General features: G+C 64.6%; 18 protein-coding genes. 6 read left to right on the top strand and 12 right to left on the bottom strand.

What is annotated here, in order from left to right; genetic code table 11:
- Nucleotides 1-197: 197 nt before the first annotated feature.
- The gene (locus ACFSNN_RS21375) at nucleotides 198-584 is read left to right on the top strand and encodes a hypothetical protein (RefSeq protein WP_134455635.1); all 387 of its coding nucleotides are present in this window, start codon (nucleotides 198-200) and stop codon (nucleotides 582-584) included.
- A 112-nt stretch (nucleotides 585-696) separates the two neighbouring features.
- On the opposite strand, the gene ftsB is transcribed toward ACFSNN_RS21375, so the two are convergent.
- The 9 genes from ftsB to ACFSNN_RS21330 form a co-directional block, all read right to left on the bottom strand.
- Nucleotides 697-1,134, bottom strand: coding sequence for a cell division protein FtsB (ftsB, locus tag ACFSNN_RS21370; protein WP_134455634.1), 438 nt, complete (start codon nucleotides 1,132-1,134; stop codon nucleotides 697-699).
- Nucleotides 1,135-1,241: 107 nt separating this feature from the next.
- Nucleotides 1,242-2,525 carry a phosphopyruvate hydratase gene (gene eno / locus ACFSNN_RS21365; RefSeq protein WP_012433549.1) on the bottom strand — a complete coding sequence of 428 codons (1,284 nt, stop codon included), beginning with the start codon at nucleotides 2,523-2,525 and terminating at the stop codon, nucleotides 1,242-1,244.
- Nucleotides 2,526-2,741: 216 nt separating this feature from the next.
- Nucleotides 2,742-3,596 (bottom strand): 3-deoxy-8-phosphooctulonate synthase, encoded by an 855-nt coding sequence (gene kdsA / locus ACFSNN_RS21360; protein WP_134455633.1) that lies wholly within the window; start codon nucleotides 3,594-3,596, stop codon nucleotides 2,742-2,744.
- Nucleotides 3,593-5,266 carry a CTP synthase gene (locus tag ACFSNN_RS21355; RefSeq protein ID WP_134455632.1) on the bottom strand — a complete coding sequence of 558 codons (1,674 nt, stop codon included), beginning with the start codon at nucleotides 5,264-5,266 and terminating at the stop codon, nucleotides 3,593-3,595. The genes kdsA and ACFSNN_RS21355 overlap by 4 nt, the downstream gene beginning before the upstream one ends.
- A gap of 244 nt (nucleotides 5,267-5,510) precedes the next feature.
- Nucleotides 5,511-6,314: an alpha/beta fold hydrolase gene (locus tag ACFSNN_RS21350; protein ID WP_134455631.1), complete on the bottom strand. Its 804-nt coding sequence runs from the start codon at nucleotides 6,312-6,314 to the stop codon at nucleotides 5,511-5,513.
- A gap of 118 nt (nucleotides 6,315-6,432) precedes the next feature.
- A complete protein-coding gene (locus ACFSNN_RS21345) occupies nucleotides 6,433-9,216 on the bottom strand; it encodes a DNA internalization-related competence protein ComEC/Rec2 (protein WP_134455630.1) in 2,784 nt (927 codons plus the stop codon).
- A 111-nt stretch (nucleotides 9,217-9,327) separates the two neighbouring features.
- Complete coding sequence (locus ACFSNN_RS21340) at nucleotides 9,328-10,116, bottom strand: TatD family hydrolase (RefSeq protein WP_134455629.1); 789 nt, start codon at nucleotides 10,114-10,116, stop codon at nucleotides 9,328-9,330.
- 47 nt (nucleotides 10,117-10,163) lie between these two features.
- Complete coding sequence (gene lolD / locus ACFSNN_RS21335; protein WP_012433555.1) at nucleotides 10,164-10,907, bottom strand: lipoprotein-releasing ABC transporter ATP-binding protein LolD; 744 nt, start codon at nucleotides 10,905-10,907, stop codon at nucleotides 10,164-10,166.
- Nucleotides 10,900-12,153 carry a lipoprotein-releasing ABC transporter permease subunit gene (locus ACFSNN_RS21330; RefSeq protein ID WP_134455628.1) on the bottom strand — a complete coding sequence of 418 codons (1,254 nt, stop codon included), beginning with the start codon at nucleotides 12,151-12,153 and terminating at the stop codon, nucleotides 10,900-10,902. Before ACFSNN_RS21330 ends, lolD begins: the two co-directional genes overlap by 8 nt.
- Nucleotides 12,154-12,429: 276 nt before the next feature.
- On the opposite strand from ACFSNN_RS21330, the gene ACFSNN_RS21325 reads away from it, so the two are divergent.
- The 5 genes from ACFSNN_RS21325 (at nucleotide 12,430) to ACFSNN_RS21305 (ending at nucleotide 19,520) form a co-directional block, all read left to right on the top strand.
- The gene (locus ACFSNN_RS21325) at nucleotides 12,430-13,596 is read left to right on the top strand and encodes a regulator (RefSeq protein WP_134455627.1); all 1,167 of its coding nucleotides are present in this window, start codon (nucleotides 12,430-12,432) and stop codon (nucleotides 13,594-13,596) included.
- Nucleotides 13,597-13,632: 36 nt separating this feature from the next.
- Entirely contained in the window at nucleotides 13,633-15,339 is a 1,707-nt protein-coding gene (recJ, locus tag ACFSNN_RS21320) for a single-stranded-DNA-specific exonuclease RecJ (RefSeq protein ID WP_134455626.1), read from the top strand.
- 262 nt (nucleotides 15,340-15,601) lie between these two features.
- A protein-coding gene (prfB, locus tag ACFSNN_RS21315) for a peptide chain release factor 2 (protein WP_106313460.1) occupies nucleotides 15,602-16,706 on the top strand; the annotation gives its coding sequence in 2 pieces (ribosomal slippage) (nucleotides 15,602-15,682 and nucleotides 15,684-16,706; 1,104 coding nt in all).
- A gap of 199 nt (nucleotides 16,707-16,905) precedes the next feature.
- Nucleotides 16,906-18,462, top strand: a complete 1,557-nt coding sequence (gene lysS, locus ACFSNN_RS21310) for a lysine--tRNA ligase (protein WP_377689666.1) — start codon at nucleotides 16,906-16,908, stop codon at nucleotides 18,460-18,462.
- Between the two features lie 314 nt (nucleotides 18,463-18,776).
- Complete coding sequence (locus ACFSNN_RS21305) at nucleotides 18,777-19,520, top strand: glycine zipper 2TM domain-containing protein (protein WP_134455625.1); 744 nt, start codon at nucleotides 18,777-18,779, stop codon at nucleotides 19,518-19,520.
- Between the two features lie 123 nt (nucleotides 19,521-19,643).
- On the opposite strand, the gene iscX is transcribed toward ACFSNN_RS21305, so the two are convergent.
- From iscX to hscA, 3 genes are all read right to left on the bottom strand, one after another.
- Entirely contained in the window at nucleotides 19,644-19,841 is a 198-nt protein-coding gene (gene iscX, locus ACFSNN_RS21300) for a Fe-S cluster assembly protein IscX (protein ID WP_007181290.1), read from the bottom strand.
- A 15-nt stretch (nucleotides 19,842-19,856) separates the two neighbouring features.
- Nucleotides 19,857-20,198 carry an ISC system 2Fe-2S type ferredoxin gene (fdx, locus tag ACFSNN_RS21295; protein ID WP_012433562.1) on the bottom strand — a complete coding sequence of 114 codons (342 nt, stop codon included), beginning with the start codon at nucleotides 20,196-20,198 and terminating at the stop codon, nucleotides 19,857-19,859.
- A gap of 152 nt (nucleotides 20,199-20,350) precedes the next feature.
- Nucleotides 20,351-22,222 carry a Fe-S protein assembly chaperone HscA gene (gene hscA / locus ACFSNN_RS21290; RefSeq protein ID WP_134455624.1) on the bottom strand — a complete coding sequence of 624 codons (1,872 nt, stop codon included), beginning with the start codon at nucleotides 22,220-22,222 and terminating at the stop codon, nucleotides 20,351-20,353.
- Nucleotides 22,223-22,250 lie beyond the last annotated feature (28 nt).

Raw genomic sequence — 22,250 nt, 5'->3', positions numbered from 1 at the left:
ACGAGCCGCCATTCGGCGCGCATTTGACATGCGCGAAACGGAGGCTCATCACGTCCGTATCACGGCAGTAAAAATACCGCGCCGCCCGCTGCCTTTTCAGGGCACGGGCGGCGCAGTATCTTTGATCATTGCGTTGAGTCATTGGCGGTGCGCGCGGCGCATGATTTACTTAGGCATCCGGCCGATGGAGATCGAACATGAACCACCCTACTTCGTTGATCCCACTGCTGCGCCGTGCGCGCTCGGTCACTGTGCTGGCTGTTTTGATCGGGAGTGGCGCGCTGGCGGGTTGCATGATGGATCCGCCGGGCCCGTCGCCGATTTATAGCCGGCTGCCCGCCGACCAGTCTGGCGTGGCCGCCACCCAACCGCTGACGCCTGAAGAACGCCAGCGCTATGACGCGATCGACCGCCAGGTGATGGCCGAGCAGAATCAGGCGATTGCAGCCGATAACGCGGCGCAGGCGTGGTCGCGTTACTACACGCCGCCTGTCACCGTCTACGGCAGCTATTACGGCGGTGGATGGGGACGCGGCTGGGGTACGGGCGTCGGCGTCGGCTACGGGTCCTATTACGGCTGGTGAGCGGCGGCAATCGCGCCTGGTCGCGCCGGGACGAGGTCAAAGAAAAAGGCACGGTTCTCACCGTGCCTTTTTGCATCCGCCGATCTGAACCGTTGTCGTGCTACGGCGACGCTCAGTGCGCAGGCTTCTTGTCTTTCGCAGCAGCCGCCTTACCACCATGCTTGCGATCCGGCTTCGCGCGCGACTCCGGATTCGGCACCATATGCAGCGGCGCCGCCGACATCTCGCCCCGCGTGGAGGTCGTGACCGAAGGCGTGTTCGCCGACGGCAACGGCGCGTTCGGCGAGACAAACTGCACGAACACTTCGCCGTCCTTCACCATACCCATTTCATAACGCGCGCGCTCTTCGACAGCGGCCGTGCCGTTCTGCAAATCCTGCACTTCGCCTTGAATGCGCTCGTTACGCAGTTTCGAATCGGCGTTTTTTTGCACCTGCTGCGCGAGTTGCTGCTGCAACTCGTGCACGCGCAACCAGCCGCCGTGCCCCCACCAGAGCGGGTACTGGATCAGCGCCAGTAGAACGATCAGGACAGCAGTGACAAGCCGCATGAAGTAAGCACAATAAATACACGCCGCCCTGCGCTATACGCAGGGCGGCGGGGTCAATCAGAAACGAAGGATAACCGGCTCATCGGTCAGCGCCAGCGAACCAGTCATTAGCGCAGATTGTAGAACGCCGACTTGCCCGGGTAGCTGGCGATATCACCGAGGTCTTCTTCGATGCGCAGCAACTGGTTGTACTTCGAGATGCGGTCCGAACGCGACAGCGAACCCGTCTTGATCTGACCGGCGTTCAGGCCGACCGCGATATCCGCGATCGTCGAGTCTTCGGTTTCGCCCGAACGGTGCGAGATCACCGCGGTGTAGCCGGCGCGCTTGGCCATTTCGATCGCCGCGAAAGTTTCCGTCAGCGTACCGATCTGGTTGATCTTGATCAGGATCGAGTTGGCGATACCCTTCTCGATGCCTTCCTTCAGGATGCGCGTGTTGGTGACGAACAGGTCGTCGCCTACCAGTTGCACCTTCTTGCCGAGCTTGTCGGTCAGAGTCTTCCAGCCGGCCCAGTCGCTTTCGTGCATGCCGTCTTCGATCGAGACGATCGGGAACTTGTCGGCCAGGTTTGCGAGATAGTCCGCGAATTCCGTCGACGACAGTTGCAGGCCTTCGCCGGCCAGTTGGTACTTGCCGTCGTGGTAGAACTCGCTCGCTGCGCAGTCGAGCGCGAGCAGCACATCTTCACCGGCGCGGTAGCCGGCTTTCTCAATGGCTTGCAGGATGGTCGACAGGCATTCGTCGTTGCTGCCGAAGTTCGGCGCGAAGCCGCCTTCGTCGCCCACTGCCGTGCTCATGCCGCGGTCCGACAGGATCTTCTTCAGCGCGTGGAACACTTCGGCGCCGCAGCGCAGTGCTTCGCGGAAGGTCGGCTGGCTGACCGGCACGATCATGAATTCCTGGATGTCCAGGCTGTTGTTGGCGTGCGCGCCGCCGTTGACGATGTTCATCATCGGCACCGGCAGCTGCATCGCGCCGGAGCCGCCGAAGTAGCGGTACAGCGGCAGGCCGGCTTCTTCAGCGGCGGCCTTCGCGACGGCCATCGAGACGGCCAGCATCGCGTTCGCGCCGAGGCGCGACTTGTTGTCCGTGCCGTCGAGTTCCAGCAGGGTCTTGTCGAGGAAAGCCTGCTCGGAAGCGTCGAGGCCCATGATCGCTTCGGAGATTTCGGTGTTGATGTGCTCGACAGCCTTCAGCACGCCCTTGCCGCCGTAACGGCCGGTTTCGCCGTCGCGCAGTTCGATGGCTTCACGCGAACCCGTCGACGCGCCCGACGGCACCGCGGCGCGGCCCATCGTGCCCGACTCGAGCAGCACGTCGCATTCGACGGTGGGGTTGCCTCGCGAATCGAGAATCTCTCGACCGATGATATCTACGATAGCACTCATGGTTTCCTCAAGAAATGACGTTGAATTCTTTACTGTGACACTGTATCTGGCGCCTGACGATCCGCAGTCAGCGCTTCATCGCTCACTCCGGTCCCGTGCAGAGCACCGGTCTCCCCGGCAAACTACCCGCGCGCAGATACGTTCGACGACCATTGCGTGCATTCGCCGCGTGCCACGATTGTGCGTACCGCTCGTGACACGCCGTGAACGCCTGAATCAGTTGAAATTGCTTTCGAGAAACGGCGCGCGCTTGACGGCCTGATCGAGCGTAACCAGCGTCTCGAGCAGATCGGCCATGCGGCCGAGCGGCACCGCGTTCGGACCGTCCGACCTGGCTTCAGCCGGGTTCGGGTGCGTCTCCATGAAGAGCCCCGACACGCCCACCGCCACCGCCGCACGCGCCAGCACTGGCACGAACTCGCGCTGACCGCCCGAGCTCGTGCCCTGCCCGCCCGGCAACTGCACCGAGTGAGTGGCGTCGAACACGACGGGCGCGTTGGTTTCGCGCATGATCGCGAGCGAACGCATGTCCGACACGAGGTTGTTATAACCGAACGACACACCGCGCTCGCACGCCATGAAGCGGTCTTCCGACAAACCTGCTTCACGCGCGGCATCGCGCGCTTTGTCGATCACGTTCTTCATGTCGCCCGGTGCGAGAAACTGGCCTTTCTTGATGTTGACCGGTTTGCCCGAACGCGCGCAAGCGTGAATGAAGTCCGTTTGACGGCACAGGAAAGCCGGCGTTTGCAACACGTCGACCACCGAGGCGACCTGCTCGATCTCGTGCTCGGCGTGAACGTCGGTCAGCACTGGCAGACCGAGCTGACGCTTCACTTCCGACAGAATCCGCAAGCCTTCGTCCATGCCCAGACCGCGGAACGACTTGCCGCTGCTGCGGTTGGCCTTGTCGTACGACGATTTGTAGATAAACGGAATGTTCAGCTTCGCGCAGATTTCCTTCAGCCGGCCCGCGACGTCGATCGTCATCTGCTCCGATTCGACGACACAGGTGCCTGCGATCAGGAAAAACGGCTTGTCGAGCCCGATTTCGAAATCGCCCAGTTTCATGCTTTCTCCCCGACTGCGACCGGCGTGGCCGCCTTGCGATGCGCGAGCGCCGCTTCGACGAACGACTTGAACAGCGGATGGCCGTCGCGCGGCGTGGACGTGAATTCCGGGTGGAACTGCACGCCGACGAACCACGGGTGCATGCTGCGCGGCAATTCCATCATTTCCGGCAGATCTTCGCTCGGAGTACGGGCGCTGATGATAAGGCCGCCGGCCTCGAGTTGGGGCACGAAGCGGTTATTGACTTCATAACGGTGGCGATGGCGTTCGTTCACGTCCTTGCCATAAATCTCTTCGGCCATGGTGCCCGGCTTGATCGGGCAACGCTGCGAACCGAGGCGCATCGTGCCGCCCAGGTCCGACTCTTCCGTGCGCTTCTCGACGCGGCCTTCGCGGTCGTACCACTCGGTGATCAGCGCGACCACGCGGTTCGGCGTTTCCTGGTCGAACTCGGTGCTGTTCGCGTCTTTCAGACCGACCACGTCGCGGGCGAATTCGATCACGGCGAGTTGCATGCCGAGGCAGATGCCGAGATACGGCACCTTCGCTTCGCGGGCGTAGCGGATCGCGGCGATCTTGCCTTCGGTGCCGCGACGGCCGAAGCCGCCCGGCACGAGCACGGCGTCCAGATGCTTGAGGCTTTCGACGCCTTGCGTCTCGACCTCTTCCGAATCGATGTATTCGATGTTGACCTTGGTCGACGTATGCATCGACGCATGGCGCAGCGCTTCGATCAGCGACTTGTACGACTCGGTCAGATCGACATACTTGCCGACCATGCCGATCGTGACTTCGTGCTTCGGATGCTCCAGCTTCTCGACGAGGTCGGACCACATGGACAGATCCGCGGCATGCGGCGTGAGCTTGAGCTCTTCGCAGATGATCGCGTCCAGACCTTGATCGTGCAGCATCTGCGGAATCTTGTAGATGCTGTCCGCGTCCCACACGGAGATCACGGCGTCTTCCGGCACGTTCGAGAACATGGAGATCTTGGCGCGCTCGTCGTCCGGAATGCGGCGGTCGGCGCGGCACAGCAGCACGTGCGGCGAAATACCGATTTCGCGCAGCTTCTGCACGCTGTGCTGCGTGGGCTTGGTTTTCAGTTCGCCGGCCGTGGCAACCCAGGGCACCAGCGTGAGGTGCACGAAGCACGCGCTGTTGCGGCCCATGCGCAGGCTCATTTGCCGCGCGGCCTCGAGGAACGGCAGCGATTCGATGTCGCCCACGGTGCCGCCCACTTCGACGATAGCGACGTCCGGCTCACCGCACGTCGCGGAAGCCGCGCCGCGTTCGATGAACGCCTGGATTTCGTTCGTGATGTGCGGGATGACCTGCACCGTCTTGCCGAGATAATCGCCGCGGCGTTCCTTGCGGATCACCGATTCGTAAATCTGGCCTGTGGTGAAGTTATTGGCCTTGCGCATCTTCGTGCTGATGAAGCGCTCATAGTGACCGAGGTCGAGGTCAGTCTCCGCTCCGTCTTCCGTCACGAACACTTCGCCGTGTTGAAACGGACTCATCGTGCCGGGGTCGACATTGATGTAGGGATCGAGCTTGAGGAGGGTGACTTTAAGACCGCGCGATTCGAGGATCGCGGCGAGGGAAGCGGCGGCAATACCCTTGCCGAGGGAAGATACTACGCCGCCGGTGACGAAAACATATTTGGTCATCGCTGGATGCTCGCGGGAAAAACGGATTATACCGTAAAGCAGGGCCCCAACCCCAGCAAAATCCTGGCGGCATCCACATGTGCGCGCGCCACGGCGGCGGCCGTTGCCGCGGGTGGATCATGCACCGTTTCTTTCAAACCATGCCGGCGCGGCGCGCTGCGGCTGGCGGCGCGGCGTAGTGCTGATGCTGCCGTTGTCGCCGTCACTGCTCAAGTCCGCGCCAAGGTCCGCGCGTGCGTTCGCGTCAGCCGCGCTGCTCCAGTTCATGCAACATGCTTTGCACCGCGCGGGCGGTTTCGACGGGTTTTTCCATCGGGTAAAGGTGACTGCCCTCGATCCACTCCACACGTCCGCCGGTCGCGCGGCGGGTGGCGTCGAGACCGGCCTGGCGGATTTCCTTCGAACGCGTGCCGGCGATGAAGCCCACCGGCACCGGCGCGCCCCGGGCGAGCCGCGAGCCGAGCGTGTGCGGCAAGGTCTTATAGATCTGATATTCGGTACGGCGGTCGAAGGCCAGCGAGCGCGAGCCGTCGGGCGAAGTCTGCGGAATGCCGAAGTCGATGTAGTCGGACAGCATGCGCTCGTCCCAGCGCGCGAACGCCGGCTTCGAATGGAAATGTCGCCACGCTTCGTCGCGGCTCGTCCACTGGGTGCGACGCGTGCGGGTGGCGGCCGCGGGCGAGAGCCGCTCGTCGAGGCCGGTCCATTGCGACACGCGCAGCATGCTGCTGCGCCAGCCGGCGATCACCGGCGAATCGAGCATCACCACGCCGCGCACCCATTGCGGCTTCTTGAGCGCGGCCATCAGCGACAGATAACCGCCGAGCGAATGTCCCACCAGCCACACCGGGCACTCGTACGTCCTGCGGATGTCGTCGAGCAACTGTTCGACCAGATGCGGCCAGTCCTGCGTCACCGGAAAGCGCGCGTCGTGGCCGATCCGCTCGATGGAGCGCAGTTCGTAGTCGTCGGCGAGCTCGGCGAAAATCGTGCGGTAGGTCGACGCCGGAAAGCCGTTCGCGTGCGAGAAGTGAATGATGTTTTTCAACTGCGGCTGTCTCCGTTGTATTCCTGCGTGCGGGTCGTGGCACGCACCCGCGTGCAGTCAACACGCCCGGCGCGCGTTTCTTTTATCTGTGCGGCCGGCGATTCATCAATTAACCCGGTCAGCGATCCATCCAGTAGCGGCGCTGCGTGTCGCGATAGCGCTCGAGCGTGACCGTGGCGCTGCTGCCGGCGGCGTCGCTTATCTCGCCGCTCGGATTCACCTCAACGCGCACCGCACCGTCCGCATCGCTGCGCCCGAGCTCGATCCGCCGCGCCTTGTAGCGCTCGAACACACCCGCATTCGGATGATGAAAACGGTTGCGATAGCCTACCTGAAATAGCGCGATGAGCGGATCGATAGAGTCGAGGAACGGCTCGGTCGACGAAGTCTTGCTGCCGTGATGCGGCACGACCAGCACCTGCGCGCGCAACGCCCCGCGATCGCGCGCGAGCAGAACGCGCTCGACGGGCGCCTCGATGTCCGCCGTCAGCAAGGCCGTCATGCGCGGCGGTGCTGTTTGAGTATGGCTGATCGACGGGCTTGCGGCGGTGGGCAAAGTGCTGACCCGCAGCACGCAGCAATGCGCATTCGGCTTGCCTTGCAGCGGGCCGGCGTCCGGCCAGAGCATCGCGAACTCCACGCCGTCCCACTGCCAGCGCTGGCCCGCCGCGCACGGCAGCGTGTCGGCGCCGCGTTGCCGCGCGTTCGACCACAGCGCATTCGACGGCGCCAATGCCGCCACCATTTGATGCACCTCGATCGCGTCCAGCACGGCGGGCGCGCCGCCCGAATGATCGGAGTCGGCGTGGCTCACGATCAACGTATCGAGCGCCGTCACGCCACGCGCCTGTAAAAACGGCACGACCACCCGCTCGCCCGCGTGAGTCGACTCCGGTCCCGGTCCGGTATCGAACAGCAAAGTGTGATGCGCCGTTTCGACCAGCACCGAGGTGCCTTGACCGACGTCCAGCGCGGTCAAACGGAAACTGCCGTGCGGCGGTCCGGACGGCGCGGGTAGCAGCAGCGGCAGCCAGGTCAATGGCGCGGCCCAACGCAGCGGCCAGCCGCGCGGCGCAAGACACCAAAGAACGCCGACTGCCGCCGCGGCCAGCGTCCATGCGTCCGGTTGCGGCAAACGCCAGAGTGTCCAGGCGGGGCCGGATAGCGCTTGCAAGCCCACAGTCAGCAGGTCCAGCAAAGCGTGTGCGCCATGCCATGCGTAGGCGTCGAACGGCGCGGGCAACGCGACGCCGGCCAGCACCGCAGGCGTGACCAGCAGGCTCACCCACGGAATCGCGAAAGCATTGGCGAGCGGGCCGATCAGCGGAATCTGCGCGAACCAGTAGACGGTCAACGGCGCGAGCGCGATCGTCACGGCGAACTGAACCTGGGCGGCGCTGCGCAACCTTGCACCGGCATCGGGCAAGTGGCGACGCAAGCCGATAACCAGTCTCGACAAGCGGCTCGCCGCTGCGCCATCCTCCGCTGTTTCGTCGCGGTGCTGTTCGTGATCCTGCACATGCGGCCGCCCCGACATGGCGTACAGAATCGCCGCCACCGCACAGAACGACAACCAGAATCCCGCCGACACCACCGCCCACGGATCGACCACCAGCACGAGCCCCAAGGCCCACGCGAGCACCACCGAGCGCGGCACATTGCGCCCGCCGATAAACGCGAGCGCGACGACCCCTGCCATCCACAGCGCGCGCTGTGCCGGCACGTTGAAGCCGGCCAACGCGGCATGCAGTGCGGCGAACAGCGCGCCGCCCGTCACCGCGACGATCTGTGCCGGCAGCCGCAACGGCCAGTTGCGGCCGATCCATCCGGAGCGCCGCCACACCGCGCCCGCCAGCCAACTCGCGAGCCCCGCGACGAAACCGATATGCAGCCCCGAAATCGCCACCAGATGACTCGTGCCCGTGCCGCGCATCAGCAGCCAGTCCGCGGCGCTGACTTCGTCCTGCGCGCCGATGGCAAGCGCCACGACAATCCCGCGATGCGGCGCGTCGGCGAGCACTGCATCGATCCGCTCGCGTAACGCGGCGCGCCAGCGGTCCACCGTCACGCCGACGCCGCGCGCCCTGCCGGGCAATCGCACGGCATGAGCCGGCGCGCTCACATAACCGGTGGCGCGCACGTTGCGTGCGAGCAGAGTCGCCTCGGCATCGCGCACGCCGAAATTGGCATTGCCATGCGGACGCTTGAGGCGCACGGCCAGCCGCCAGCGTGACCCCGGCTCGAGCAATGGCGGCGGCGCATCTTCGGCGATCCACGAGAGCTGGATCACGCGCGGGAAAGCGTCGATTGGCGCTTCGGCCGACTCGACGTCGAACAGAGAACGCGCGCCATTTTCATCGCGTGACGGCAAGCCTTTGATACTGCCGACGACCTCGATATCGCGCCCTTCCCACGCGTTCGGCAAGCTCACCGCAAGGCGCATGTCCGCGCGGATGGCTGCGTAGCCGAAGCCCGCGCACATTGCCGCGCACCACACGGCGCTCCAGCCCACGAATGAACGCACGCGCCGGCTGAAGCGGATGCGACGTACGAGCGAAGCGACGGTCGTCGCACACGCGTGCTGCCGATCCTTGGGTTCCACCGTTGACCTTGTCGCGGCTGCAACTCGCGGCACGGTTGCAGCCTCAGCGTCATGCTCCGCTATAGCCGCAGTTCCATCTGCGTTCGTAGTTCCGGCCTCAGCCGAAACGCTAGCTACGCGGGTCGTCGCGTGATCCGCACCGACCGCCGCGCGGCTATCCTCGCCCAAACCCCACACCGCCGCCACGACCACGGCACAGGCCAGCACTACCAACCCGCACAACGCCGTCCAATCCGGCAACACCGCTTGCCGTTGCAGCCCGATCACGCCCAACGCAAATCCACACCACCATGCCCGCATCCGCCCTCCACCAGCAATCGCCGGACGACGGAACACTCGACGCGCAGGCGTCAGCGAGCCCGCCAGGCGTGGGTATCGCCCGGCGCGAACCACTCAGACCATCGGGTTCAATTATGCAGAGGAAAGTGCCAGCCGCGGCAGCGCGGCGAGCGCGTTAGCCGTTGTGCCTAGGGCGGCTTCGTCGGCGGCCATGCCGCGTAGTTGCGCGAGGCCCGCGCCGATTGCGGGAATCTGCTCCGGCGTGTTGCGCTGCTTGTAGATCCACGACGGCGCGATGTCCGGCGCGTCGGTTTCGACGACCAAAGCATCGAACGGCAACTGCTCGGCAAGACGGCGAATCTGCCGCGCACGCTCGAAAGTCAGATTGCCGCCGAAACCGAGGTGCATGCCCTGATCGATATACGCCTGAGCCTGCTGAAAACTGCCGTTGAACGCGTGCGCGATGCCGCGATGAATCTGATGCCGCCGCAGTCCTTTGATGACCTGATCCTGCGATTTGCGCACATGGCAGATCACCGGCAGATCGAATTCGCGCGCGAGCTCCAACTGGCCGTTGTAGAAGAATTGCTGGCGCGCGTCGTCAAGACCTTCGACGAAATAATCGAGTCCGATCTCGCCGATGCCGACAAACAGCGGATCATCGAGGCTCGCCTCGATTTCCATGCGCAACCGATCCAGATCGCTTTCCTGCGCGCGAGGCGTGAACAACGGATGAATGCCAAGCGCGTACGCACCGCCCTCAACCTGGTGCGCCAACTCACGCACCGCCGCGAAATTCTGCCGGCCGATCGCCGGAATCACGATTCGCCCCACGCCCGCGCGACGCGCCGCCGCCGCAACTTGCGCGCGGTCGGCGTCGAATTCCGATGCGTCGAGATGGCAGTGCGTATCGATCCACATCACAGACCTCGCGAGCGGCGCGGCATCCACGCCGAATGGACGGCCATTTAAACCGGCACCGGCGGCTCTTCGTGCAGCACGCCGTCGCGCAGCCGCATGATGCGGTCGCAACGTCCCGCGAGTTCGGGATCGTGCGTGACGATCACGAAGCTCGTGTCGAGCGTTTGCGACAGTTCGAGCATCAGATTGAACACCGTGTCGGCGGTGCCGCCGTCGAGATTGCCGGTCGGTTCGTCGGCCAGCACGCAGGCGGGCTTCGTCACCAGCGCCCGGGCAATCGCCACGCGCTGGCGCTCGCCGCCCGACAGCTCGCCCGGACGATGCTTCGCGCGATGCCCCATGCCGACGCGCTCCAGCACCGCGAGCGCTTCGCGGCGCGACGCTTCGGTCGTCATGCGGCGGATCCGCAGCGGCATCGCGACGTTATCGAGCGCGGTGAACTCCGGCAGCAGATGGTGGAACTGATACACGAAACCCAGCGCGCGATTGCGCAGGTCGTTGCGTTCGCGCTCGGAGAGCCTGGTGAAGGGCTTGCCCATCACCGAGACATGGCCGGCGCTTGGATCGTCGAGGCCGCCGAGCACGTGCAGCAGCGTGCTCTTGCCGGAGCCCGACGCGCCGACGATCGCGAGCTTCTCGCCACGCCGCACGCTCAGCTCCGTGTTGTTGAGCACCGTCACGTTCAGGCCGCCCTGCACGAACGACTTGGAAATGCCGGTTGCTTCCAGCACGTAGGGATGCGGCACGGTGTCGGAAGAAGCCATGGACAGGTTAGCGGAACGGTCATTCATAGCGCAGTGCCTCCGCGGGACGGACTTTCGCACCACGCCAGCTCGGGTACAACGTGGCCAGCGCGGACATCACGAAGGCGATGACGCCGATTCGCGCGACGTCGGCCGGCACCAGTTCGGACGGCAGTTCGCTAATGAAATACACCGACGGCGGCAGGAACTGCACGCCGAGCAGATGCTCGATCATCGGCACGAGCCATGGAATGCTCCACGCGATCAGGCAGCCGAGCGCGACGCCGGTGGCCGTGCCGATAAAACCGATCGTCACGCCCTGCACCACGAAAATCTTCATGATCGAACCGGGCTGCGCGCCGAGCGTGCGCAGAATCGCGATGTCGGCCTGCTTGTTGGTCACCGTCATCACGAGCGACGACACCAGATTGAACGCCGCCACCGCGATGATCAGCGTGAGGATGATGAACATCATGCGTTTTTCGATCTGCACCGCCGAGAACCAGGTCTTGTTCTGCTGCGTCCAGTCGCGAATATACAAATCGCCGGACAGGCTGCGGGCAAGCTGATGCGCGACTTCCGGCGCGCGCTGCATGTCGGTCAGGCGCAGCCGCACGCCGGTCGGCGCGGGCAGCCGGAACAGCGCCTGCGCGTCCTTGATGTTGATCAGCGCGAGCGTGCTGTCGTATTCGTAGTGACCCGATTCGAAGATACCCACCACCGTGAACTGTTTTAGCCGCGGCAGCATGCCGGCCGGCGTGATGGTGCCTTCCGGCGCGACCAGCGTGATCTTGTCGTTGACCGTCACGCCGAGATTGGTGGCGAGGTCGGCGCCCAGCACGATGCCGAAGTCGCCCGGCACCAGCGCATTCAGACTGCCGCCTTTCATCTCCTTACCGATATCGGACACCTGCGGCTCCAGCGACGGCTCGACGCCGCGCAGCGCCACCCCGCTCACCGCGTCCTGGCGCGTGAGCAGCGCCTGGGCTTCGACATACGGCGCCGCGCCAATCACTTCCTTGTTCTGGCGGGCTTCTTTGGCGGTGAGCTGCCAGTCGGGCATCGAGCCGGTCGGCGAAAAGATTTCGACGTGCGCGAGCACCGACAGCATGCGGTCGCGCACCTCTTTCTGAAAACCGTTCATCACGGACAACACGACGATCAGCGCGGCGACGCCGAGCGCAATGCCCGACATCGACACGAGCGCGATGAAGGAAATGAAGCCGTTACCGGTCGTGCGTTTGCCGGCGCGGGTGTAGCGCCAGCCAATCTGCCATTCGTAGGGAAATTTCAAGCGAATCCTTTTCTGCGTTCTTCGGCTTTGTGCCGCGCACGAAGGCGTGAAGCGCCTTTCGTGCGGCCCGAGCGTCGTGATTGTTGGTGTCGTTGCGGCGCGGATGGTTCCGGTGCGGCGCGCCGTTGCGTAGCAATGCGCGGGACATGCCGCCAGCCTCTCGCCACCGGTCAATCAAGCGCGAAGTTTGCCATACAATCCGGCCGCTTCGCTCAAAGGCAGTCTGGACGGCAGGTGCGGCCGGGGCGTGCAAATCCTCACGCGCTTTGCCCTACAATGCGCAGCATCATGCTCGCCAACCGTCTCCATCTTCTCCTGCCCTTCGCGCTGCCCGCCGCAGCGGACGCCTCCACCGCCCTCCACGACATCCGCAGTCCGGCGCTCGACCGGCTGATCGCGCGCGCGACGCTGGTGGAGCGCGTGGTCGGCGAAGACTTTCAGCGCACGCTGCCGCACGAGCGCTGGGTGGCGCGCCAATTCGGCGCGTTGCCCAGCGGCGCGGCCGCCGCCGATGAAGCGCCGCTCGCGCCCTACATGCTGCGCGCCGACGGCGGCGAACCCGGCACCGCCACATGGGCTTGCGTGCAGCCGGTGCACGTGCGGATCGCGCACGACCATCTGGTGCTGATCGACCCGGCCTCGCTCGACCTGTCCGACGACGAAGCCGGCGCGCTGCTCGCGGTCGCGCGGCCGTTGATCGAGGAACTCGGCGTGCGTATCGAAGCGCCGCGGCCCGCGCGCTGGTATCTGTCGGGCGACGGCTTCGGCACGCTCGCCGGCGCGTCGCCATTGCGCGCGAGCGGGCGCAACATCGAAATCTGGCTGCCGCACGAGGCGCATTCCGGCGAGCGTTCGCGCGCCTGGATGAAGCTGCAGAACGAAGTGCAGATGGCCTGGTTCGAGCACCCGGTCAACGAAGCGCGCGAGGCGCGCGGCCTGCCTGCCGTCAATTCGATCTGGTTTCACGCGCAGGGCGCGGCGCAGCCGGTACGCAGTCCGTTCGCACGAGTGTTCTCCGATGCAGCCGCGACGCGCGGTCTGGCGATGACCGCGGGCGTCGCTGCGGCTGCGCCGCCGGCGTCGTTTGCGGCACTGCCGGCGGCTGGCGCTGCGCGCGGCGCGTCGGATAACGTTCTGCGTGGCGCGTCCGGGCTCAACGCCGACGCCAATGCAAACACGAACACAAACGGGCCGACGCTGGTCGAACTCGATCCGTTCTCCGCGCCCTACATCGAGCAGGACTGGGCGCGCTGGAACGACGCCTTCGCCGCCATGCAGACCGACTGGTTCGAACCGGCGCTCGCCGCGCTGCAATCCGGCGATCTCGCCGAACTCGGGCTGACCTTGTGCGGCGACACCGGCTCGGTGACGCTGTCGGTCACCCGCGGCGATCTGCGCAAATTCTGGCGGCGGCGTGTGCTCGCCTCGCTCTTCATCGAATGATTGATTGAATCAACGAATGACTCACGGCCTCTCCGAATGACTCGAATCGTTACGCGCGCCTGCTCTCCCGTCGACGCCGAAATCCTCACCCGCCACGGCCTGCATCCGGTACTCGCGCGCCTCTACGCGTCGCGCGGCGTGTGCATGCCGGACGAAATCGAAACCGGCCTCGCGCGGCTCGTACCGCCGGTCGCGCTCAAGGGTTGTGAAGACGCCGCCGCTCTGCTCGCCGACGCGATCCAGCAGAAGCGCCGCATGCTGGTGGTCGCCGATTACGATTGCGACGGCGCGACCGCCTGCGCAGTCGCCGTGCGCGGCCTGCGCATGTTCGGCGGGCGCATCGAGTATCTGGTGCCGAACCGCTTCGAGTACGGCTACGGCCTGACGCCCGAGATCGTCGCGCTGGCCGCGCGCAACGCGTCGGGCAAACCGGATCTGTTGATCACAGTGGATAACGGCATCGCCAGCGTCGACGGCGTGGAAGCAGCCAACGCGCTCGGCATCGACGTGCTGGTCACCGACCACCACCTGCCCGGCGACGAACTGCCGGCCGCCCGCGCAATCGTCAATCCGAACCAGCCGGGCTGTACGTTCCCGAGCAAGTGCATCGCGGGCGTCGGCGTGATGTTTTATGTGTTGCTCGCACTGCGCGCGGAATTGCGTCGCCGTGGCGCCTTCAACGACGCGTTTCCCGAACCGCGCCTGGATGGCCTGCTCGATCTGGTCGCGCTCGGCACGGTCGCGGACGTGGTCAAGCTCGACGGCAATAACCGCGTGCTGGTCGCGCAAGGGTTGCAGCGCATCCGCAAGGGCAAGATGCAGCCGGGCATCGCCGCGTTGTTTCGCGCCGCCGCGCGCGAAGCCCGCAGCGCGTCGGGCTTCGACCTCGGCTTCGCGCTCGGGCCGCGCCTGAACGCGGCGGGCCGCCTGTCGGACATGTCGCTCGGAATCGAATGCCTGACCACGGACGACATCGGCCGCGCATGGGATCTCGCGCAGCAACTCGACACGATGAATCGCGAACGCCGTGAGATCGAAGCCGGCATGCAGCAGCAGGCGCTCGAAGACCTGTCGGCAATCAACCCGGACGGCGCGACCACCATCACGCTGTTCAATCCGGGCTGGCACCAGGGCGTGATCGGCATCGTCGCCGGGCGGTTAAAGGAGAAATTCCACCGGCCGTCGTTCACCTTCGCGCTCGCCGACGACAGCGGCCAGACCGTCAAAGGCTCGGGCCGCTCCATCTCGGGCTTCCATCTGCGCGACGCGCTCGATCTGATCTCGAAGCGCGAGCCGGGCCTGATCGTCAAATTCGGCGGCCACGCGATGGCCGCGGGCCTCACGCTCGCCGCCGCCGACGTGCCGCGCTTCACGGCCGCGTTCGAAGCGGTCGGCCGCGAATGGCTGTCCGAGGACGCGCTCTCGCGCACCGTGGAAACCGACGGCGAACTGGAAGACGCGTATTTCACGCCGCAATTCGTCGAAATGCTCGACGCCGCGGTGTGGGGCCAAGGCTTTCCGGCGCCGGTGTTTTCGGGCGAATTCGACATTGCCTCGCAGGCGCTCGTGAAGGACAAGCACCTGAAACTGCAACTCGTGCGCGGACGCCAGCGCTTCAACGCGATCTGGTTCAATCACACGGACACCCTGCCCGCGCGCACCACTGTCGCCTATCGCCTCGCGAGCGATACGTGGAACGGTGTGTCGCGCGTGCAGTTGATCGTCGAGCACGCGGCGAGCTAAGGCGGCCGGCTGAAAAACCCAGCCGGACTAAGCGAGTTGCAATCGCAAGCTGAAGCGCGGACCTCACGCCACCAATGGGCAGGCGATGAGTCGACGCCGGCGCGTCGAACGGCCCGCCGGCCGTGCCGGCCCCGCCGCACCGAAAGCCTCGAAAATCTCCGCAAAATCAACCGCAAACACGCGCCGGATCGCTCGACAGCCGCCGGCCCGGCACGCCGATCGGCTATAATTTCCCCTTTTTACGAAGCTATAAAAGATCGACATGGAAGCGGAACGTCTCAACGCGATCGAAGCCTCACTGGCGGACCTGCGCACTCGCGCGGACTCGCTACGGGGGTATCTTTGACTACGACGACAAAGCACTGCGTCTAATCGAAGTCAACCGGGAACTCGAAGACCCGGACGTCTGGAACGACTCGAAGCACGCCCAGGCCCTCGGCCGGGAAAAGAAGCTGCTCGACGACACGGTCGGCAAACTCACGTCGCTCGATAACGACCTGCGCGACGCGCAGGACCTGTTCGACATGGCCCGCGAGGAAGACGACGAGGAAACGCTCCTCGCCTGCGAATCCGACGCGCAAGGCATCGAACAGCGTGTGGCCGACATGGAATTCCGCCGCATGTTCGCGAACCCGGCGGATCCGAACAATGCCTTCCTGGACATCCAGGCCGGCGCCGGCGGCACCGAGGCGTGCGACTGGGCGTCCATGCTGCTGCGCCAGTATCTGCGCTACTGCGAGCGCAAGGGCTTCAAGACCGAAGTGCTGGAACAGACCGACGGCGACGTCGCGGGCATCAAGAACGCCACCATCAAGATCGAGGGCGAATACGCGTACGGCTTTCTGCGCACCGAAACCGGCGTGCACCGCCTCGTGCGCAAGTCGCCGTTCGACTCGTCGGGCGGCCGTCATACGTCATTCTCGTCGGTGTTCGTGTACCCGGAAATCGACGACTCGATCGAAGTCGACATCAACCCGGCCGATCTGCGTATCGACACGTACCGCGCGTCCGGCGCGGGCGGTCAGCACATCAACAAGACCGACTCCGCGGTGCGTATCACGCACATGCCGTCGGGCATCGTCGTGCAGTGCCAGAACGACCGGTCGCAGCACCGCAACCGCGCCGAAGCCATGGCCATGCTGAAATCACGCTTATACGAAGCGGAAATCCGCAAGCGTCAGGAAGAGCAGGACAAGCTCGAAGCCGGCAAGACCGATGTGGGCTGGGGTCATCAGATCCGCTCGTACGTGCTGGACAACAGCCGCATCAAGGATTTGCGCACCAACGTCGAAATCAGCAATACCAAGAGCGTGCTCGACGGCGACCTCGATCCGTTCATCAGCGCCAGCCTGAAACAGGGCGTCTGACTTGATGCCGGCTTTACCCGAAGCCGCTTCGGCCACTTCGGGATAATGCCGGCGCAAGCGGTGCGGTTCAGCGCGGCGCGTTTTGCCTGTGCTACCGCGCCGCCGCTTTCGCCGAAATTTTTCCAACGCCTGAGGTTTTCACACTGACTGGCCACCCGCACGCGAGGCATTCCGCGCGGGCCACCGAATATCAAACATCATGACCGAACCGACCCAGCCTAATGCGGCCCAGCCTAATGCGGCCCAGCCGACTGCCGCACCCGAGATGGACGACAACAAGATCATGACCGAGCGCCGCGAGAAGCTGCGCGAACTGCGTGAGCAAGGCGTCGCCTATCCGAACGATTTCCGCCCCACGCATCACGCCGAAGATCTGCAATCGCAATACGAGCAATCCGACAAGGAAGCGCTCGAAGCGAATCCGCTCGAAGTCGCGATTGCCGGCCGCATGATGCTCAAGCGCGTGATGGGCAAGGCGAGCTTCGCGACGGTGCGCGACGGCTCGGGTCAGATCCAGTTCTTCATCACGCCCGCCGACGTCGGCCAGGAAAAGTACGACGCCTTCAAGAAGTGGGACATGGGCGACATCGTCGCGGCGCGCGGCGTGCTGTTCCGCACCAACAAGGGCGAACTCTCGGTGCGATGCACGGAACTGCGTCTGCTTTCGAAGTCGCTGCGTCCGCTGCCGGACAAGTTCCACGGTCTCGCCGACCAGGAAATGAAATACCGCCAGCGCTATGTCGATCTGATCGTCACGCCGGAAACGCGCAAGACGTTCGTCGCGCGCACCAAGGCCATTTCGTCGATCCGCAACTTCATGGCAAATGCCGACTTCATGGAAGTCGAAACGCCCATGCTGCACCCCATTCCGGGCGGCGCCGCGGCCAAGCCGTTCACCACGCACCACAACGCACTCGACATGCAGATGTTCCTGCGCATTGCGCCGGAGTTGTATCTGAAGCGCCTGGTGGTCGGCGGCTTCGAGCGTGTGTTCGAGATCAACCGTAACTTCCGCAATGAGGGCGTGTCCGTGCGCCACAATCCGGAATTCACGATGATCGAGTTCTACGCCGCGTACACCGATTACAAGTGGCTGATGGACTTCACCGAGCAGTTGATCCGTCAGGCCGCGATCGATGCTTTGGGCACCGCCACGATCACGTACCAGGGCCGAGAACTCGATCTGGCGAAGCCGTTCCATCGCCTCACGATCACGCAAGCCATCCAGAAGTACGCACCGCAGTACACAAACGAGCAACTCGCCGACAGCGCCTTCCTGCGCACCGAGTTGAAGAAATTCGGCGTGGATGCGTCGCAGCCGCAGTTCCTGAACGCCGGTGTCGGTTCGCTGCAACTGGCGTTGTTCGAAGAAACCGCCGAGTCGCAATTGTGGGAGCCGACGTACATCATCGACTACCCGATTGAAGTGTCGCCGCTCGCGCGCGCGTCGGACAAGGTGGAAGGCATCACTGAGCGTTTCGAGCTGTTCATCACCGGTCGTGAAATCGCCAACGGCTTCTCGGAACTGAACGATCCGGAAGACCAGGCAGCGCGCTTCAAGAAGCAGGTCGATCAGAAAGAGGCCGGCGACGAAGAAGCGATGTTCTACGACGCGGACTACATTCGCGCGCTCGAATACGGCATGCCGCCGGCGGGCGGTTGCGGTATCGGCATCGACCGTCTGGTCATGATGCTGACCGACAGCCCGAGCATCCGCGACGTGATTCTGTTCCCGCATCTGCGTCGCGAAGACTGAACGCAGCGCGGTGCAAAGCATGTGCAAACGCCCGGCTCGATGCCGGGCGTTTTTCTTGCTGCTTCGTGTGTGTGTGGCGCCCGCCTGACGGTTTGTAACCATCGGTAAAAGCTGCATGCTGTGCGATGATTCGACTACGGACGTTCATTGCACGAGCGCTTGCCGGAAGCGGCGCCCGGCCGCGTTGCGCGGCTTCCATGCGAGTCGGCGCGATGCTTGAGCGGAAATCGTTACAAATTGAAACCCTCAGACAATCGATTTATCCGACACTCGGTCTTACCAAAAGTCGACTCCCGTTGAAAACGGAGGCCAAAATGGACAATCCAAACACGCAACCCACCACGCAGTCCGCTCAGCCTGCGCAACCGCGCCGGATTCACCCGCTCGTCGCGACCGCTGCCGGCGCGGTGATCATCGCAAGCCTTGCCGCGACGGCGGCCGTAACCGGCCTGTTCACGAAGGCGTCCAGTAGCGGCGCGCAAAACGATCAAACGCAAGCTGCGCAGGTGGCGACACAAGCCACGCCGCCGGGTGTGGTCGATTCGGCGGCGCCCGCCAATCTGACGGCGCAACAGGCCGCGCAGCAACAGGCAGCCCAGCAGCAGGCCGCGCAACAGCCGCGACCCGCGCCGGCGCCTGCGCCCGCACAGCAGCAATACGCTCAGCAGCAACAGGCGCAGCCGGCACCTAACTACGCACAGCAACCGCCACCGCAACCCGCCTACTGCTCGAGTTGCGGGACAGTCGAGGCCATCTCGGCGGTGCGTCAGGAAGGTCATGGCACCGGCATCGGCGCGGTCGGCGGCGCGGTGGCCGGCGGCGTGGTCGGCAATCAGTTCGGCAGCGGCAACGGCCGCACTGCGATGACCGTTCTCGGCGCGCTCGGCGGCGGCCTTGCCGGCAACTCGGTGGAAAAACATATCCGCAGCACCACGTCGTATTCCGTGCGTGTGCGGATGGAAAACGGCAAGACGCGTTATTTCACTTACCATGAAGCGCCGCCGTTCCAGCAAGGTCAGCGTGTTCGGATTCAGAACGGCACGCTCGTGGCAAGCTAACCGCACGCGGGGTGACTTTCCGCCAGACGCAAAAAAGGCGATTCCAAATGGAATCGCCTTTTTCTTTGCCGCAACCGGAAGCGCAATCAACTCGCTGACCGGCGCCGGAAAACTCAGTGACGCTCAGTAATCCGCGTCTTCAATCCATGCAGCCTGAATCGCCTCGAGGATCTTTTCGTTCGACCGGTTAGGATCGTCGTCGAATCCTTCCAGTTCGGTGACCCAGCGGTGCAAGTCGGTGAAGCGCACCTGTTGCGGATCGATGTCCTGGTGCTTGTCAGTCAGGGCCATCGCGATGTCTTGCGTATCGGTCCACTTCATGGCTGCATCCTCCTGTTAGTGATTTTCCTTCGCGTGATTGATCGAGTAGCGAGGGATTTCGACAACCAGATCCTGCTCAGCCGGCACCATGGCCTGGCACGACAGACGCGAGGCCGGTTCGAGCCCCCACGCCTTGTCCAACAGATCGTCCTCGTCTTCCTCCGACGGCGTCAAGGCGGCGAAACCCTCACGCACGATCACGTGACAGGTCGTGCAGGCGCACGACTTCTCGCACGCGTGCTCGATTTCAATGCCGTGTTCGAGCAGGTTGTCGCAAATGCTCTTGCCGGGCACGGCATCGATCACCGCGCCTTCCGGGCACAGTTCGACGTGAGGCAGCACAACGATTTGAGGCATACATTTTCCGTTTGGGTCTGCGGCACGGCGGCCGCAAACAGGCTCCGTACCATTTTACTGGCGCCGCGCGGACTTTTTAAGTCCACGCGGCACGATTCGGTTTTTTGCGGCGGCCTCTCGCAAATCGAGGCGGTCTGCCGTCAGCGCAAGGCTCAGATCTCGTCGAGCTTGCGGCCGGCGAGCGCGCGACGAATGCCCTTGTTCATGCGGCGGGCGGCGAATTCGTCGGTGCCTTCGGCGAGCGTTTTGGTGGCGGCTTCGATCACGTCGACGTCGTCGCTTTGCACGACGTTGCGCAATGCATCGAGGAGCGCGTCGAGCTCGGCACGCTCGGTGTCGTCGAGCAGTTCGGCGTCGGCGGCGAGCGCGGCGTCGGTGGCTTCCACGAGACGGCGCGCTTCGACTTGCGCTTCGCGCAACGCACGCGCGCGCATGTCGACTTCAGCGGTCGAGAAACTGTCTTCGAGCATGCGGGCGATGTCGTCATCCGCGAGACCGTAGGACGGCTTGACCACCACCGATGCTTCCACGCCCGAGCCCTGTTCGCGCGCGAACACGGACAGCAGGCCGTCGGCGTCCACCTGGTAGGTCACGCGGATGCGCGCGGCGCCGGCCGCCATCGGCGGAATGCCGCGCAGCTCGAAACGCGCGAGCGAGCGGCAGTCGCTGACGAGCTCGCGCTCGCCTTGCACGACGTGGATCGCCATGGCCGTCTGGCCGTCCTTGAAAGTCGTGAAATCCTGCGCGCGCGCGACCGGAATCGTCGAATTACGCGGGATGATTTTCTCGGTCAGACCGCCCATCGTCTCGACGCCGAGCGAGAGCGGAATCACGTCGAGCAGAAGCCATTCGTCGCCGTCCGCGCCGCGGTTGCCCGCGAGCAGATCGGCCTGGATCGCGGCGCCGAGCGCGACCACCTGATCCGGGTCGAGATTGATCAAGGGCGGCTGGCCGAAGAACGACTCGACCGCGCGACGAATCACCGGCATGCGCGTCGCGCCGCCGACCAGCACCACGCCCTTGATTTCTTTCGTCGTGACTTTGGCGTCGCGCAGCGCCTTTTTCGTCGGGCCGAGCGTGCGCTGCACGAGCGCCTGTGTGATCGCCTCGAAAGTGGCTTCGTCGATCGTCAGATCGAGCCTGGCGCCGTTCGAAAGCTCGGCTTGCAGCTTCGCATTCGGCGCGTCGGACAGGGCCTCCTTGGCCTCGCGCACGCTGTCCAGCAGCAGGCGCACATCTTCCGGCGCGAGTGTTTGCGGCGCGATGCCGGCCTGCTCCAGCACATGGCGATACAGCGCGTGATCGAAATCGTCGCCGCCGAGCGCGGAGTCGCCGCCGGCCGCTAGCACTTCGAACACGCCTTTGGTGAGCTTGAGAATCGACAGGTCGAAGGTGCCGCCGCCGAGGTCGTACACGGCATAAAGCCCCTCGGAACCGTTGTCGAGGCCGTAGGCGATCGCGGCCGCGGTCGGTTCGTTCAGGAGGCGCAGCACGTTCAGGCCAGCCAGACGCGCTGCGTCCTTGGTCGCCTGACGCTGGGCTTCGTCGAAATACGCCGGCACCGTGATTACCGCGCCGACCAGTTCGTCGCCGAGCGTGTCTTCGGCGCGCTGGCGCAGCGTCGCCAGAATTTCGGCCGACACTTCGACCGGGCTCTTCACGCCGTCGATGGTACGGATCTGCACCATGCCGGGTGCATCGACGAAATCGTACGGCGCGTTTTCGGCGCCCTCCACCTCCGCCTTGCCACGGCCCATGAAGCGCTTGACCGAGACGATCGTGTTGCGCGGATCGCTCGCCGCCTCGGCCTTGGCGGTGCGGCCGATACGCCGGCCGCCTTTTTCGAGGTAGCGCACCACCGACGGCAGCAGCGCATGGCCGTCCGCGTCGGGCAGCACGTCGGGCACGCCGCTGCGCACGGCGGCGACGAGGGAATTGGTGGTGCCGAGATCGATACCGACCGCCAGACGCCGCTGGTGGGGCGCCGGCGCCATGCCGGGTTCAGAGATTTGCAGTAGGGCCATCTGGATCTTCTCGGGGCCGCTCGGCCCC

Origin of the sequence: Paraburkholderia dipogonis, assembly GCF_042680985.1 — a bacterium.
In the GTDB taxonomy this organism is placed as follows: Bacteria; Pseudomonadota; Gammaproteobacteria; order Burkholderiales; family Burkholderiaceae; genus Paraburkholderia; species Paraburkholderia phytofirmans.
The sequence above is the reverse complement of the archived record's forward strand: the minus strand, read 5'-3'. Positions and strand labels throughout refer to the sequence as shown.

What these genes read in the sequence shown, in the direction of transcription:
- ACFSNN_RS21375 (WP_134455635.1), top strand. Translation starts at nt 198, where the DNA reads ATGAACCACCCTACTTCGTTGATCCCACTGCTGCGCCGTGCGCGCTCG.
- ftsB (WP_134455634.1), bottom strand. Translation starts at nt 1,134, where the DNA reads ATGCGGCTTGTCACTGCTGTCCTGATCGTTCTACTGGCGCTGATCCAG.
- eno (WP_012433549.1), bottom strand. Translation starts at nt 2,525, where the DNA reads ATGAGTGCTATCGTAGATATCATCGGTCGAGAGATTCTCGATTCGCGA.
- kdsA (WP_134455633.1), bottom strand. Translation starts at nt 3,596, where the DNA reads ATGAAACTGGGCGATTTCGAAATCGGGCTCGACAAGCCGTTTTTCCTG.
- ACFSNN_RS21355 (WP_134455632.1), bottom strand. Translation starts at nt 5,266, where the DNA reads ATGACCAAATATGTTTTCGTCACCGGCGGCGTAGTATCTTCCCTCGGC.
- ACFSNN_RS21345 (WP_134455630.1), bottom strand. Translation starts at nt 9,216, where the DNA reads ATGCGGGCATGGTGGTGTGGATTTGCGTTGGGCGTGATCGGGCTGCAA.
- ACFSNN_RS21340 (WP_134455629.1), bottom strand. Translation starts at nt 10,116, where the DNA reads ATGTGGATCGATACGCACTGCCATCTCGACGCATCGGAATTCGACGCC.
- lolD (WP_012433555.1), bottom strand. Translation starts at nt 10,907, where the DNA reads ATGAATGACCGTTCCGCTAACCTGTCCATGGCTTCTTCCGACACCGTG.
- ACFSNN_RS21325 (WP_134455627.1), top strand. Translation starts at nt 12,430, where the DNA reads ATGCGCAGCATCATGCTCGCCAACCGTCTCCATCTTCTCCTGCCCTTC.
- recJ (WP_134455626.1), top strand. Translation starts at nt 13,633, where the DNA reads ATGACTCGAATCGTTACGCGCGCCTGCTCTCCCGTCGACGCCGAAATC.
- lysS (WP_377689666.1), top strand. Translation starts at nt 16,906, where the DNA reads ATGACCGAACCGACCCAGCCTAATGCGGCCCAGCCTAATGCGGCCCAG.
- ACFSNN_RS21305 (WP_134455625.1), top strand. Translation starts at nt 18,777, where the DNA reads ATGGACAATCCAAACACGCAACCCACCACGCAGTCCGCTCAGCCTGCG.
- iscX (WP_007181290.1), bottom strand. Translation starts at nt 19,841, where the DNA reads ATGAAGTGGACCGATACGCAAGACATCGCGATGGCCCTGACTGACAAG.
- fdx (WP_012433562.1), bottom strand. Translation starts at nt 20,198, where the DNA reads ATGCCTCAAATCGTTGTGCTGCCTCACGTCGAACTGTGCCCGGAAGGC.
- hscA (WP_134455624.1), bottom strand. Translation starts at nt 22,222, where the DNA reads ATGGCCCTACTGCAAATCTCTGAACCCGGCATGGCGCCGGCGCCCCAC.